Source organism: Rhizobium sp. Root483D2, from assembly GCF_001426685.1.
Taxonomy (GTDB): domain Bacteria; phylum Pseudomonadota; class Alphaproteobacteria; order Rhizobiales; family Rhizobiaceae; genus Pararhizobium; species Pararhizobium qamdonense.
Genome location: NZ_LMFB01000011.1, coordinates 336 through 12,953 on the forward strand (window position 1 = coordinate 336; position 12,618 = coordinate 12,953).

The following is a 12,618-nucleotide window of genomic DNA, read 5'->3' on the forward strand; positions in this document are numbered from 1 at the left end:
TAATGCCGGGAAACAGACATCAAACAGGGTCGCTGAGAATTTATCTCCCCGTCCCTTACATGAGACAAATTGCCCTCGGCAATTTGCTCAGGACGTCAGCATCACCGCAAAGCGGTGACGCAACGCGACAAATCCCTGAAAGGGATTGGCGCTTTCCGCGGGGTGGAGCAGCCCGGTAGCTCGTCAGGCTCATAACCTGAAGGCCGCAGGTTCAAATCCTGCCCCCGCAACCAAAATAACAACAAAAAGCCCGCGTGACAGAAATGTTCGCGGGCTTTTTGGCGTTTAAGGTGCAGGTGAGTGCCTGATCGGAAGATCTGTCATCTGCCGATCAGGCGCCACGCGTCTGCCTGCTGCGGTCCGTATAGGATCGTGTCGTCTCCCTCCCCCCAAATCAAAATCACAGACGATCACTCGATCGCGGTCATAAATGCCGGCGCCTGTTGTTCGAAAAATTTCGAGAACGACGCGATCCGGGGTGGCAAGGCTTGGTAGGGCGGATAGTACAGCGTCAGCCAGAGGTCCGGGGGCGACCAGCCGTTCAGGACGTGGATCAGTCTGCCTGTGCGCAGATGTTCGGCGACGTGGAATTTTGGGAGCATCGCGACGCCTGTGCCATGTGCGGCCATGTCGGCGAGAACGCCGCCGCTATTGGTGCTGAAGGCTCTACCCGCTGAAATCGTGGCACTGCCGCTTCCATCCGACAAGGTCCAGGTCTCGCGTTTGCTTTCGCCGCTATAGGCCAGGCAATCGTCCGGTGTCAGCTCGTTCGGGTGTTTCATGTCGGCAAACCGGCTTCCCGGCGCGGCGACGAGGATGCGGTGTACGATGCTGATCTTTCGCCAGATGGTGAACTTGTCCGAAGGTGCGGCCGAGATGCGGATCGCCAGATCGTAATCATCATCGATAATGTTCACCAGCCCGTCCGCGAGCGAGATTTCGAAGCTGATCTTTGGGTAAAGTTCCGTGAAACCGGACAGGATCGGTGGCAGGATCTGCTGGCCGAACCAGGTCGGCGCACTGATCCGCAGCCGGCCGTGATCGGCTTTATGCATGTTCATCACCTCTTTGCGCGCGTTTTCCAGCACCTCCATCGCAGGCTGAACCTGAGCTGCATAGATCGCTCCATCCGTCGTCAGGGAGACCTGGCGTGTGGTTCGAACGAAGAGCTGAACGCCGAGATCCTCTTCAAGGGCGGCAATGGCGCGCGTGACGGCAGCCGGCGTCATGTCCAGTTCGCGTGCCACTTGAGCAAAATTCCGCTTTTCGGCAGCCAGAAGAAACGTTCGCAGAGCCTTGTAGTCATTCATCGGATTGTTTCACCTGTTGCAATACATTGACAAGAATTATTACAATTCTGGCCATTGAGCAACTGACGTAAATTCCAATCACGCAAGACGAACAACATCTGCACCGAAAGGAAAACGTCATGATCAAGGATATCAAGGGACTGCATCACATCACGTCGATGGCATCCGGCGCGCGGGAGAATAACGCTTTCTTCACGGACACGCTTGGCCTGCGCCGTGTGAAGAAGACTGTCAATTTCGACGATCCCAATGTCTACCATCTCTATTACGGCGACGAAACCGGCACCCCCGGCAGCGTCATGACCTCCTTTCCGTTTCCGAATATGATGCGCGCACGCCCTGGCGTCGGCGAAGTCAGCGAAACGCAGTTTTCCGTTCCAAAGGGCGCCCTCTCCTTCTGGCAGGATTGCCTGACATCAAAGGGCGCAGGCAATGTCCGGAGTGGGACGGTGTTCGGCGCCGGCAGCCTCATGTTCCAGGGACCGGATGGCGAAGGCTTTGCCTTGATCGAAGCTGACGATGTCCGCCAAGGCTGGACTGGCTCCGGTATCCCCGGCAGCGCGGCTATCCGTGGATTTTCAGGCGCGAAGTTTCGCCTGCATGAGGCCGCTGCAACGGCCGAACTTCTCGGCTTCATGGGCTATGAGCGGGCTGAGACGGACGGGAATGTGACCCGCTTCATCATTCCCGGCGGCAATGGCGCCGATACGATCGATCTTGAGGCACTGTCCGGGACGCCCCATGCGCGGCAGGGTGCCGGTTCGGTTCATCACATCGCCTTTGCGGTCAAAAATCGCGAAAAGCAACTCGAAGTCCGCAAAGCTCTGATGGATACGGGCTATCAAGTCACGCCGGTCATCGACCGCGACTACTTCTGGGCGATCTATTTTCGCACGCCCGGCGGCGTGCTGTTCGAGATTGCCACCAACGAGCCCGGTTTCGACCGCGACGAGGATACGGCGCATCTCGGCGAGGTTTTGAAGCTGCCGGCCCGGTATGAGCCGTACCGCGGTCAGATCGAAGCCGGTCTGCAGCCACTGGCGGCCTAACATGACCGCCACGTCGCTTTCCGACAATTCAGCGTCCGAACATTCAAGACGAAATGTCTTCCCTGCCCCATGCCTACTTTCAATCCAGTCAAAAGGAAAATGTCAGATGTCCCATAAACTCCAGGTCCTCACGCCGCAGAACAGCCAGATCATCTTCATCGATCAACAGCCGCAAATGGCCTTCGGTGTCCAGTCGATCGACCGCCAGGTCCTGAAGAACAATGTGGTCGGCCTTGCCAAGGCGGCCAAAATCTTCAACATTCCGACGACGATCACCACCGTCGAGACAGACAGTTTCTCGGGCAACACTTTCCCGGAACTGCTCGCCGTCGTTCCCGGCAATGACATTCTCGAGCGCACATCGATGAATTCCTGGGACGATCAGAACGTCCGCGATGCGCTTGCCAAGCATGCCGCCGATGGCCGCAAGAAAATCGTCGTCGCTGGTCTCTGGACCGAGGTTTGCAACACGACCTTTGCGCTCTCCTGCATGAACGACACCGACTACGAAATCTACATGGTTGCGGATGCATCCGGCGGCACGTCCGTCGATGCGCATAAATATGCGATGGACCGCATGGTGCAGGCGGGCGCCGTTCCCGTTACCTGGCAGCAGGTCCTGTTGGAATGGCAGCGCGACTGGGCCCGCAAGGAAACCTATGATGCGGTGACCTCCCTGGTGAAGGAACATTCCGGAGCCTATGGCATGGGGATCGACTATGCCGTGACGCATGTTCACGGTGGCACTGAGCGCGTCAGCCATGGCAAGCGGATCGGTCCAAACCCCGCGCAGTAAAGCCGTCACCTCCCCCGGCAGGACGCCACCTGCCGGAGGGGGCCCGCGTCCTCATAGCGAAGGTCATCCCTGATGAAACTCTATCTCCTTTCACTTGGCGCCGGTCTGCTGGTGGGTGTGGTCTATAGCCTGCTCAATGTCCGCTCGCCTGCTCCGCCTGTCGTCGCGCTTGTCGGTTTGCTTGGAATTCTCGTGGGCGAGCAGCTGGTACCGTTGGTCAAAAGCATCTGGGCCCGCGAGCCAGCCGCCGTGTCCTGGCTGCATCAGGTCAAGCCGCATATGTTCGGTCATCTCCCCAAAGGTGGAGCGACGATCGCGACGGCGGCTTCCCAGGGTGACGATCCGGTATCGGGGAAAAGCTGATGACGACGCGCCGCACATTCCTGGGCGCGGCATCGAGCCTCGCCTTTGCAAACCTGTTTTCACCGGCCAATGCCGCCGATCCTTTTCTGACCGGAGACGCTTCCATGCACGCCGATATTGTTCTTCATAATGGATTGATCACGACGCTTGACCGCGCCAATCCGAACGCCACCGCGGTTGCCATCAAGGATGGATTGTTCATTGAGGTGGGTACGGACAGCGAGGTTATGGCGCTGGCCGGCCCGGAGACGAAGATCGTCGATCTCAAGGGCAAGCGCGTGCTGCCAGGCCTCATCGACAACCACACCCATGTCGTGCGCGGGGGCCTGAACTTCAACATGGAACTTCGCTGGGATGGCGTGCGCTCGCTTGCCGATGCGATGGATATGCTGCGGCGGCAGGTGACCATCACGCCTGCCCCGCAATGGGTGCGCGTGGTCGGCGGCTTCACCGAACACCAGTTTGCCGAAAAACGGCTGCCGACGATCGACGAGATCAATGCAATTGCGCCAGATACGCCTGTCTTTCTGCTGCATTTGTATGACCGCGCGCTGCTCAACGGGGCTGCCCTTCGCGCTGTCGGCTATACCGGGGACACGCCGAACCCGCCCGGCGGCGAGATCACCCGCGATGCCAATGGCAACCCAACGGGGCTGCTGCTCGCCAAGCCGAATGCCGGTATTCTGTATTCGACGCTGTCCAAGGGGCCGAAGCTGCCGTTCGAATATCAGGTCAATTCCACCCGCCATTTCATGCGGGAGCTGAACCGGCTCGGCATTACCGGCGTGATCGATGCGGGCGGCGGCTTTCAGAACTACCCGGATGATTACGCTGTCATCCAGAAGCTCTCGGACGAAGACCAGCTCACGGTGCGCCTTGCCTATAATCTGTTCACGCAGAAGCCGAAGGAGGAGAAGCAGGACTTTCTCAACTGGACGCAGTCGGTCAAATACAAGCAGGGCAACGACTATTTCCGCCATAATGGCGCTGGCGAAATGCTTGTCTTCTCCGCTGCGGATTTCGAAGACTTCCGTCAGCCGCGGCCCGAGATGGCACCGGAAATGGAAGGCGAGCTTGAAGAGGTGGTTCGAGTTCTCGCTGAAAACCGCTGGCCGTGGCGCATGCATGCCACCTATGACGAGACCATCAGCCGCTCCCTCGACGTCTTCGAGAAGGTCAACAAGGACATCCCGCTTGAAGGCCTGAACTGGTTTTTCGACCATGCCGAGACCATTTCGGATCGCTCCATCGACCGGATTGCGGCTCTTGGCGGCGGGATCGCGACCCAGCACCGCATGGCCTATCAGGGCGAGTATTTTGTCGAGCGCTATGGCCATGGTGTTGCGGAGGCCACGCCGCCGATCAAGCGGATGCTGGAAAAAGGCGTCAATGTCTCGGCCGGTACCGATGCGACCCGTGTGGCCTCCTATAATCCCTGGGTCTCGCTGTCCTGGATGGTCACGGGCAAGACGGTTGGCGGCATGCAGCTTTATCCCCGCGCCAACTGCCTCGACCGCGAGACCGCGCTGCGCATGTGGACGGAAAAGGTCACCTGGTTTTCCAATGAGGAAGGCAAGAAAGGCCGGATCGAAAAGGGCCAGTTTGCCGATCTGGTCGTGCCGGACAAGGACTTTTTCACCTGTGCCGAGGACGAGATTTCGTTTCTGTCCTCGCTGTTGACCATGGTCGGCGGCAAGATCGTCTATGGCGCTGAAGACTTCCAGGCGCTTGACGAAAACCATGTTCCTCCCGCCATGCCGGACTGGTCTCCTGTGCGCACGTTCGGCGGCTATGCTGCCTGGGGCGAGCCGCAAGGCGCGGGCTTGAATTCGTTGCGCCGCACCGCGATCTCGACCTGCGGCTGCGCCAATTCCTGCAACGTCCACGGCCACGACCATGCCGGAGCATGGACAGCGAAGCTGCCGATTGCGGATTTGAAGGGTTTCTTCGGGGCGCTGGGTTGCGCCTGCTGGGCCGTGTGACGGCGGGCGGCTCCGCGGAAGGGTTGGGCCGCCGTTGCCGCTAGCCAGCCTTTCCGGATTGATGTCAAATGGTTCATTGCAAAAATCGCAATGAATTCGAAAGAATTGATGCAATTGTTGGCGATAATCTTTCCAGTCACTATCGCTCCATCAGCCGCAAACAAAATGATGGCTTTCGCCGACAGCATTACAGGAGCAGACATGATCGACCCTTTTTTGTCCACCCGCCGCCAGGGCTCGCTTCTAGCCGATATACTCGCTGCACCGGCAACGCGGGTTGTCGCGCTGCTTGCTCTGTGTGCAGCCTATATCCAGGGGCCGCTCACCAAGCTGTTTGATTTTCCAGGGGCGGTTGCCGAGATGGAGCATTTCGGCCTCCATCCGGCAACTCTCTCTGCCGCCGGTGTCATCGCATTCGAACTCACGGCCTCGGCAATGGTTTTGTCCGGCATTCTGCGCTGGCTGGGCGCGCTTTCTCTCGCCGTCTTCACGCTTCTGGCGACTTTCGTTGCGCTGCGGTTCTGGGAGATGCCCGCCGGCATGGAGCGCATGATGGCAACCAATGCCTTCTTTGAGCATCTTGGCCTGGCTGGTGCCTTCGTCCTGGTTGCCATCACCGACCTCACGCAGGGAGCGCGCAAATGACCGCCATAAAATCGTCAGGCGGCAGTTTTGCGCCGCTTCGTCAGCCGGTGTTTGCGGTCCTCTGGGCAGCGACGGTTCTGGGCAATACCGGCAGTTTCATGCGCGACGTCGCCAGTTCATGGTTGATGACCGACCTTTCGGCGGCCCCCGCGGCTGTTGCGATGGTCCAGGCCGCCGGTACGCTGCCTATTTTCCTGTTGGCAATCCCGGCAGGTGTGCTTTCGGACATCCTGGACCGTCGCAAATTTCTGATTGCAATCCAGCTTTTGCTTGCCAGCGTTAGCATCTCGCTGATGACATTGTCCCACTTCGGCATGTTGTCGGTCAGCGCGTTGATTGGGCTGACGTTTCTCGGCGGCATCGGAGCGGCACTGATGGGGCCGACCTGGCAGGCGATCGTGCCGGAACTGGTGCCGCGCGAGGATGTGAAGGGTGCGGTTGCGCTCAACTCGCTCGGGATCAATATCGCGCGCTCCATCGGTCCGGCGGCTGGGGGCTTGCTGCTCGCCGCATTCGGCGCCGCCGTGACCTATGGTGCAGATGTTGCAAGCTATATTCTCGTCATTGCCGCCCTCGTCTGGTGGCCGCGCGCCAAAAACGCCGATGATGCACTGTCGGAAAACTTCTTCGGCGCATTCCGGGCCGGGCTTCGCTACACCCGCGCCAGCAAGCCTCTGCATGTCGTGCTGTTGCGGGCTGCGATCTTCTTTGCTTTTGCCAGTGCTGTCTGGGCGCTTTTGCCGCTGGTCGCCCGTCAGCTCCTGGGCGGTGATGCAGGCTTCTACGGTCTCCTTCTCGGCTCGGTCGGTGCAGGCGCCATCGGCGGCGCGCTGGTGATGCCGCGTTTGCGCCAGCGCCTTGATGCCGACGGTCTTCTTCTCGGTGCAGCTGTCGTCACGGCTCTGGTCATGGCCGTACTTTCGCTCGCTCCGCCGCAATGGGTGGCCATCGCCGTCCTTCTTTTCCTCGGGGCTGCATGGATCACCGCCCTCACCACGCTGAACGGTGTGGCACAGGCCGTCCTGCCAAACTGGGTGCGCGGCCGTGGACTGGCCGTCTATCTCACCGTCTTCAACGGCGCGATGACGGCTGGCAGCCTTGGATGGGGTGCGGTCGCGGAAGCGGCGGGTGTTCCCGGCACGCTTCTGATCGGGGCCGTCGGGCTCCTCATCGCCGGTCTTATCATGCACCGGATCAAGCTTCCCTCCGGTGAAGCCGACCTGGTCGCGTCCAATCATTGGCCGGAACCGCTCGTGGCCGAGCCGGTCGCCCATGACCGCGGCCCCGTGCTCATCCTGATCGACTATCACGTTGAAAAGCTCAACCGTACCAAGTTCCTGCACGCGCTTAACGACATGTCGTCGGAGCGCCGCCGGGATGGGGCCTATGGCTGGGGCGTGACGGAGGATTCGGCCGATCCGGAAAAGATCACCGAATGGTTCATGGTCGAATCCTGGGCTGAGCATCTGCGCCAGCATAAACGCGTCTCGCATGCGGATGCCGACCTGCAGAGCAAGGTTCTGGCTTTTCACACCGGCCCGGAAAAACCGCTCGTTCGGCATCTGCTGACCATCAACAAGCCGGGCAAAGCGACCTGATACGAGACGTCCAACGCTATCCACAATTGTGATGAGGACAGTTAAACCATGAGATTTATTGCAATTGTGGGCGATAGCGTGCTGGTTCATTCCCTCCCCATGAACTTGCACGAGACAAAACAACCGCATCCAACCTGGCAGGAGCCGCTATGACAGACCGTCTTTTTCCGCTCACCCGGCGTGATACACTTCGTGCCGGCGCTGTCCTTGCGGCAGGCATCACGCTGCCGTTCCATTCAACCTTCGCTGCAACCGCCACACAGGCACAAACAGGAGAGAACACCATGGGCTTTGTTAAAACCACAGACGGCACGGAGATCTTCTATAAGGACTGGGGTCCAAAGGACGCGCAGCCGATCGTTTTTCATCATGGCTGGCCGCTTTCGGCCGACGACTGGGATGCGCAGATGCTGTTTTTCCTGGCACAGGGCTATCGTGTCATCGCGCATGACCGCCGTGGTCACGGACGTTCGGCGCAGGTTTCAAGCGGTCACGACATGGACCACTACGCCGCCGACGCCTTTGCCGTCGTTGAAGCACTCGACCTGAAGAACGCGGTTCATATCGGGCATTCAACGGGTGGCGGTGAAGTGGCCCGCTACGTTGCCAAGCATGGCGAACCGTCTGGCCGTGTCGCCAAGGCTGTGCTTGTTTCCGCCGTGCCGCCCTTGATGCTGAAGACCGATGCCAATCCTGAAGGCCTTCCGTTGGAGGTCTTTGACGGTTTCCGGTCTGCATTGGCCGCCAACCGGGCGCAATTCTTCCGTGACGTACCTACCGGGCCGTTCTATGGCTTCAACCGCGAAGGTGCCGTGGTGCATGAGGGGGTCATTCAAAATTGGTGGCGCCAGGGCATGATGGGTGCCGCAAATGCACACTATGATGGCATCAAGGCTTTTTCCGAAACGGACCAGACCGAAGACCTGAAGGCCATCAGCGTGCCGACACTGGTTTTGCATGGGGAAGACGACCAGATCGTGCCGATTGCAGACGCCGCGCATAAATCCATCAAGCTGTTGAAGAACGGCACGATCAAGACCTATCCGGGTTTTTCGCATGGCATGCTCACCATCAATGCTGACGTGCTGAACGCCGATCTCCTCGCTTTCATCAAGGCGTAAAGGAACAAGCAGGATGGCGCCGAAGGCGATGTGCCTTTGGGGTCAGCCAATCACCAGACTACTGCAGCGTTGCGGGAGAATGCTTTCCCTGATGTTAGTGGCGGTTGCGCGAACGCCATTCCTGCGGCGCCATACCTGCCACTTTCTGGAAGATTTCGATAAGGACATCTTCATCGGAGAAACCGCAGATTTCGGCGATTTTGGCGATGGGTTCACCGCTTTTGCTGAGAAAGGATTTGGCCATGTTCACGCGGCATTCCGAAATCCATTCGAGCACCGGCTGTCCGGTTGCCGCCAGGAAGCCGGAACAGAGGTCGTCCGCATGAAACCCGCTCGCATCGGCAATCTGATGGATTGTCATCGGTCTGGAAAGGTTCGCGGTTATATATGTCTTTATGCGTTTTTCCTGCATGGACGTCAGCCGGCCGGACGGCGCAAGGCTCTGGGCTGGAGACCGTCCGTAACGGTGCGCAAGATGGGCATTGAATGCCAGCCCGACATGCGGAAGCAGCATGTCCCTCACCTCGTCCGGCATGTCGAACATCGGCATCAGGGCCGCCCCGATGTTGCGGATGATCTGATCGTCAATGCCGCGGCAGATTTCAAGATTGTCGATCTGCGGCTCGCCCGCCTCCTCCGTCAGCTCGGCGAGATGAGCACTGGGAATATGAAAGGCGAGCGCTTCGAAACGTCCCCGCACCGAAATTGCAGAGCCGTTTTTCAGGCTGATCAGGCAAATCGAGCCCTTGGCATATGTCTTCACGGGTGCCGGCGGCCGGTCCGACCAGATGTCGCAGTGATCCACGTCGATCAAATACAGCATCACCAGAAATGCATCATCGGGGGGCAACAGGACCGGAGCGTCGCCGTCTTCGTAAAAGCGATCGAGATGCACGACGGAGAGATGCGCGTCGCGAAGCGGCCGGATCACCAGTGTCCTTGCTGTTGGGATGCCGAAACCTGCCGCAATTCCGTCGCCAGCCGCCAATGCTTCACTCACATCTGTCTCGATCATCTCACCTGCGAATCCGGGTCTGCAACCCGGATGTCCACCATTGGACCGTATCTATCCTTCATTCCAACGTCTATCTTGTAGAAAAGCATCTTTGGAGAGAAAATTCGACGATCAGGAAAAAACCGCGTAGAACCGGAAGGCAGCGGCGGTACCCTGATTCAGAACCCAGTATTTTCGCGAGAAAGGTAATCCTTTGGCCCAAGTCTCCGACCGTACGATCGGAACCGCTCCTGCAAAAGCAACCGATGGGTTCGGCTGCCCGTTGACGCAATTGTCGGTCAATCAATCGCTGACGGGGTCCGACATCGCGATTTTCCGCAAGGCCACGAGCGGTGCCCGGCTCGACCAGGTCAAGACAGCGGCGAGCGATCGGGGCTTTGTGCTCGGGGTCTCCCTGGCCGCAGGCCATACGCGCCGCATCTTCCACCCGCATCAGGTCACGACCCACGAATTCGCCGAGAATACGATCTATATTCGCGATCTCGCTGAAAACTACAAAGCGGATCTGAGCACGCCCTTTGATTTCCTCCTGTTCCAGATTTCGCAGGCGTCGCTCACCAGGTTTGCCGATGACGCCGAACTGAGCGGAATAACGTCGCTTTCGGTGGAAACCGCATCCAAGGACATCGTGCTTTCCAATCTTGCGCGCGCGCTGATGCCGGCGCTTGAACGGCCGCAAGAAGCCAGTGCGCTGTTCGTCGAGCAGATGACCACTGCAATCGGGACCTATCTGGTTCAACGGTATGGCGGACAGGGAAAAGCGGCGCCGGTGCGGATCAGAACCCTCTCGCGGGTACATGAGGATCTGGCAAAGAGCATCCTACTTGAGAATCTGGAGGGTGACATCTCGATTGCGCAGGTTGCGGAGGCCTGCAACCTGTCACGCGGCTATTTCATCCGCGCCTTCCGGGAAACGACCGGGATGACACCGTATCAATGGCTTCTGAGCGAACGGATCAACCGGGCCCGCGGGCTGCTGCGAACGTCCAATGCACCGCTCGCCGAGGTGGCTATCGCCTGCGGCTTTGCCGACCAAAGCCATTTTACCCGGGTATTCTCCACGATCGCCGGCGTGACGCCGGGGAATTGGCGCAGGAATTCCTGATCGGTAGACGCCATGTCTACGCGTGTCTCGCGCGCGAAATCACAATGTGGAACTCGGGGACGCCGCAGGCGCCCTATCTGCCGCCCGGTGAAAACTCCGCCATCACGCCTGAATATGTCTTGGCAAACGGCGTGACGTAAGAGCCCCGCTTGCTGGTGGTCAGACGTTGGGCGATCAGCGCTTCCGCCTGCTTGACCGCTGCAGAGACACCGTCGATGACGGGCACGCCGTATTCCTGTTGCAGCGCAAAGGCCAGATCGGCCATGCCGGCGCAACCGAGAACGATCGCCTCGGCGCTATCCTCGGCAAGCGCGAGTTCGATCTGCCGCCGCAGCTTGCCAAGCGCCCCGGAGGCGACGTCTTCCAGTTCGAGCACAGGAATGTCGGCCGCCCTCACCCGCGCCCGCCCGCCAAAGCCGTAATGGCGCGTCAGGTTTTCCAGGAGGATGCGCGAGCGTTCCAGCGTCGTAACCACTGTAAAGCGCTGCGCCAGAAAACCTGCCGTTACCAATGCGGATTCGCACAAGCCAAGCACGGGAAATTTGGCCAGCGCGCGGGCAGCGTCCAGCCCCGTATCATCAAAGCAGGCTATGACAGCGGCATCGATGCCTTCGGCGGCTGCGATCTCCGAGAGCAAGCCCGGCAGCGCCAGCGCGCCGTCATAATGGCCTTCGATGGAAGCGGGGCCCATCCTTGCAGTCGCGGTGACGATTTCGGTGCCAGGGTTTGCAACCGCGCGGGCAGCCTCTGCCGCCTTGTCCGTCATGGATCGGGTGGTGTTGGGATTGACGATAAGGATGCGCATGCGGGATCAGATCACTTTCGCCTGACGGCGGCGCAGGCCCAGAATGATCGCGAGCGCCAAGAGGATGATGGAGAAGGAGAACAGCGTGGTGACGGTACCGAGCGCATAGAGCACCGGCGTGGTAACATTGGTCGTCATGCCGTAGATTTCCAGCGGCAAGGTGTTGTAGGTGCCCGACGTCATCAGCGTGCGGGCAAATTCGTCATAGGAGAGCGTGAAGCCGAACAGGCCAACGCCGATCAGGCTCGGCGCGATCATCGGCAGAACGACATGCGCAAAGGTCTGCCAGGACGACGCTCCGAGATCGCGCGCGGCTTCCTCATAAGCCGGCGAAAAACGATTGAAAACGGCGAACATGATCAGCACCCCGAACGGCAGCGTCCAGGTGAGATGTGCTCCGAATGCCGAGGAATACCAGGCGGGCTTCAGGCCGAACTGCTGGAAGACGACGCCGATGCCGAGCGAAATGATGATCGACGGGACGACGAGGCTGGCAACCGTGAGATAAAACAGCACGGTCGATCCCCGGAACTTGCGCCGAAAGGCAAGACCGGCCAGCAGCGACACCGCGACATTGACGATCATGACCATCAGCCCGAGCGTGAACGAGCGTTTGAACGAGGCGCCGAAATCACCGACCGCCTGCTGTTCGAACAGGTTAAAGAACCAGTGCACGGAAACGCCGTTAAGCGGAAATGTCAGGCCTCCATCCGGGCCCTGGAACGACAGGATGAATACGGCCGATAGCGGTCCGTAGAGGAACAGCACAAACAGCGTGAAGAAGGCGGCCAGCACGTAGAATTCAAGGGTGCGTTTCTCGTGGCTCATC

Annotated in this window: 12 protein-coding genes and 1 tRNA gene; 9 read left to right on the top strand and 4 right to left on the bottom strand. The window is 59.4% G+C overall.

The annotated features are described in order from the left end of the window. Positions 1–156 precede the first annotated feature (156 nt). A tRNA-Met gene (locus tag ASD32_RS09045) sits at positions 157–233 on the top strand. A gap of 177 nt (positions 234–410) precedes the next feature. On the opposite strand, the gene ASD32_RS09050 is transcribed toward ASD32_RS09045, so the two are convergent. Continuing rightward, on the bottom strand, positions 411–1,310 hold the full coding sequence (locus ASD32_RS09050) for a LysR family transcriptional regulator (RefSeq protein ID WP_060637711.1): 900 nt from the start codon (positions 1,308–1,310) through the stop codon (positions 411–413). A gap of 119 nt (positions 1,311–1,429) precedes the next feature. Between ASD32_RS09050 and ASD32_RS09055 the strand changes: the two genes are divergently transcribed. The 7 genes from ASD32_RS09055 (at position 1,430) to ASD32_RS09085 (ending at position 8,864) form a co-directional block, all read left to right on the top strand. Beyond that, positions 1,430–2,359 (top strand): ring-cleaving dioxygenase, encoded by a 930-nt coding sequence (locus tag ASD32_RS09055; RefSeq protein ID WP_060637712.1) that lies wholly within the window; start codon positions 1,430–1,432, stop codon positions 2,357–2,359. Between the two features lie 106 nt (positions 2,360–2,465). Continuing rightward, positions 2,466–3,155, top strand: a complete 690-nt coding sequence (locus ASD32_RS09060; protein WP_060637713.1) for a hydrolase — start codon at positions 2,466–2,468, stop codon at positions 3,153–3,155. A gap of 72 nt (positions 3,156–3,227) precedes the next feature. Further along, on the top strand, positions 3,228–3,518 hold the full coding sequence (locus ASD32_RS09065; RefSeq protein ID WP_060637714.1) for a XapX domain-containing protein: 291 nt from the start codon (positions 3,228–3,230) through the stop codon (positions 3,516–3,518). Next, positions 3,518–5,500 carry an amidohydrolase gene (locus tag ASD32_RS09070; protein ID WP_060637715.1) on the top strand — a complete coding sequence of 661 codons (1,983 nt, stop codon included), beginning with the start codon at positions 3,518–3,520 and terminating at the stop codon, positions 5,498–5,500. The genes ASD32_RS09065 and ASD32_RS09070 overlap by 1 nt, the downstream gene beginning before the upstream one ends. Before the next feature lie 201 nt (positions 5,501–5,701). Beyond that, the gene (locus ASD32_RS09075) at positions 5,702–6,145 is read left to right on the top strand and encodes a DoxX family protein (RefSeq protein ID WP_060637787.1); all 444 of its coding nucleotides are present in this window, start codon (positions 5,702–5,704) and stop codon (positions 6,143–6,145) included. Continuing rightward, positions 6,142–7,743 carry an MFS transporter gene (locus ASD32_RS09080; RefSeq protein ID WP_060637716.1) on the top strand — a complete coding sequence of 534 codons (1,602 nt, stop codon included), beginning with the start codon at positions 6,142–6,144 and terminating at the stop codon, positions 7,741–7,743. The genes ASD32_RS09075 and ASD32_RS09080 overlap by 4 nt, the downstream gene beginning before the upstream one ends. 284 nt (positions 7,744–8,027) lie before the next feature. Further along, complete coding sequence (locus ASD32_RS09085) at positions 8,028–8,864, top strand: alpha/beta hydrolase (RefSeq protein ID WP_060637788.1); 837 nt, start codon at positions 8,028–8,030, stop codon at positions 8,862–8,864. Between the two features lie 94 nt (positions 8,865–8,958). Here ASD32_RS09085 and ASD32_RS09090 read toward each other — a convergent pair whose 3' ends face one another. Further along, entirely contained in the window at positions 8,959–9,879 is a 921-nt protein-coding gene (locus ASD32_RS09090; protein ID WP_244490143.1) for an AraC family transcriptional regulator, read from the bottom strand. A 271-nt stretch (positions 9,880–10,150) separates the two neighbouring features. On the opposite strand from ASD32_RS09090, the gene ASD32_RS09095 reads away from it, so the two are divergent. After that, positions 10,151–10,984: an AraC family transcriptional regulator gene (locus tag ASD32_RS09095; protein WP_060637717.1), complete on the top strand. Its 834-nt coding sequence runs from the start codon at positions 10,151–10,153 to the stop codon at positions 10,982–10,984. 73 nt (positions 10,985–11,057) lie between these two features. Here the strand turns inward: ASD32_RS09095 and ASD32_RS09100 are convergent, their stop codons facing one another. Next, a complete protein-coding gene (locus ASD32_RS09100) occupies positions 11,058–11,789 on the bottom strand; it encodes an aspartate/glutamate racemase family protein (RefSeq protein WP_060637718.1) in 732 nt (243 codons plus the stop codon). Positions 11,790–11,795: 6 nt separating this feature from the next. Further along, positions 11,796–12,617, bottom strand: coding sequence for an ABC transporter permease (locus ASD32_RS09105; protein ID WP_060637719.1), 822 nt, complete (start codon positions 12,615–12,617; stop codon positions 11,796–11,798). Position 12,618 lies beyond the last annotated feature (1 nt).

Excerpts from the sequence above, each read along its gene's own strand:
- ASD32_RS09050 (WP_060637711.1), bottom strand. The coding sequence starts at position 1,310 with ATGAATGACTACAAGGCTCTGCGAACGTTTCTTCTGGCTGCCGAAAAG.
- ASD32_RS09055 (WP_060637712.1), top strand. The coding sequence starts at position 1,430 with ATGATCAAGGATATCAAGGGACTGCATCACATCACGTCGATGGCATCC.
- ASD32_RS09060 (WP_060637713.1), top strand. The coding sequence starts at position 2,466 with ATGTCCCATAAACTCCAGGTCCTCACGCCGCAGAACAGCCAGATCATC.
- ASD32_RS09065 (WP_060637714.1), top strand. The coding sequence starts at position 3,228 with ATGAAACTCTATCTCCTTTCACTTGGCGCCGGTCTGCTGGTGGGTGTG.
- ASD32_RS09070 (WP_060637715.1), top strand. The coding sequence starts at position 3,518 with ATGACGACGCGCCGCACATTCCTGGGCGCGGCATCGAGCCTCGCCTTT.
- ASD32_RS09075 (WP_060637787.1), top strand. The coding sequence starts at position 5,702 with ATGATCGACCCTTTTTTGTCCACCCGCCGCCAGGGCTCGCTTCTAGCC.
- ASD32_RS09080 (WP_060637716.1), top strand. The coding sequence starts at position 6,142 with ATGACCGCCATAAAATCGTCAGGCGGCAGTTTTGCGCCGCTTCGTCAG.
- ASD32_RS09085 (WP_060637788.1), top strand. The coding sequence starts at position 8,028 with ATGGGCTTTGTTAAAACCACAGACGGCACGGAGATCTTCTATAAGGAC.
- ASD32_RS09090 (WP_244490143.1), bottom strand. The coding sequence starts at position 9,879 with ATGATCGAGACAGATGTGAGTGAAGCATTGGCGGCTGGCGACGGAATT.
- ASD32_RS09100 (WP_060637718.1), bottom strand. The coding sequence starts at position 11,789 with ATGCGCATCCTTATCGTCAATCCCAACACCACCCGATCCATGACGGAC.
- ASD32_RS09105 (WP_060637719.1), bottom strand. The coding sequence starts at position 12,617 with ATGAGCCACGAGAAACGCACCCTTGAATTCTACGTGCTGGCCGCCTTC.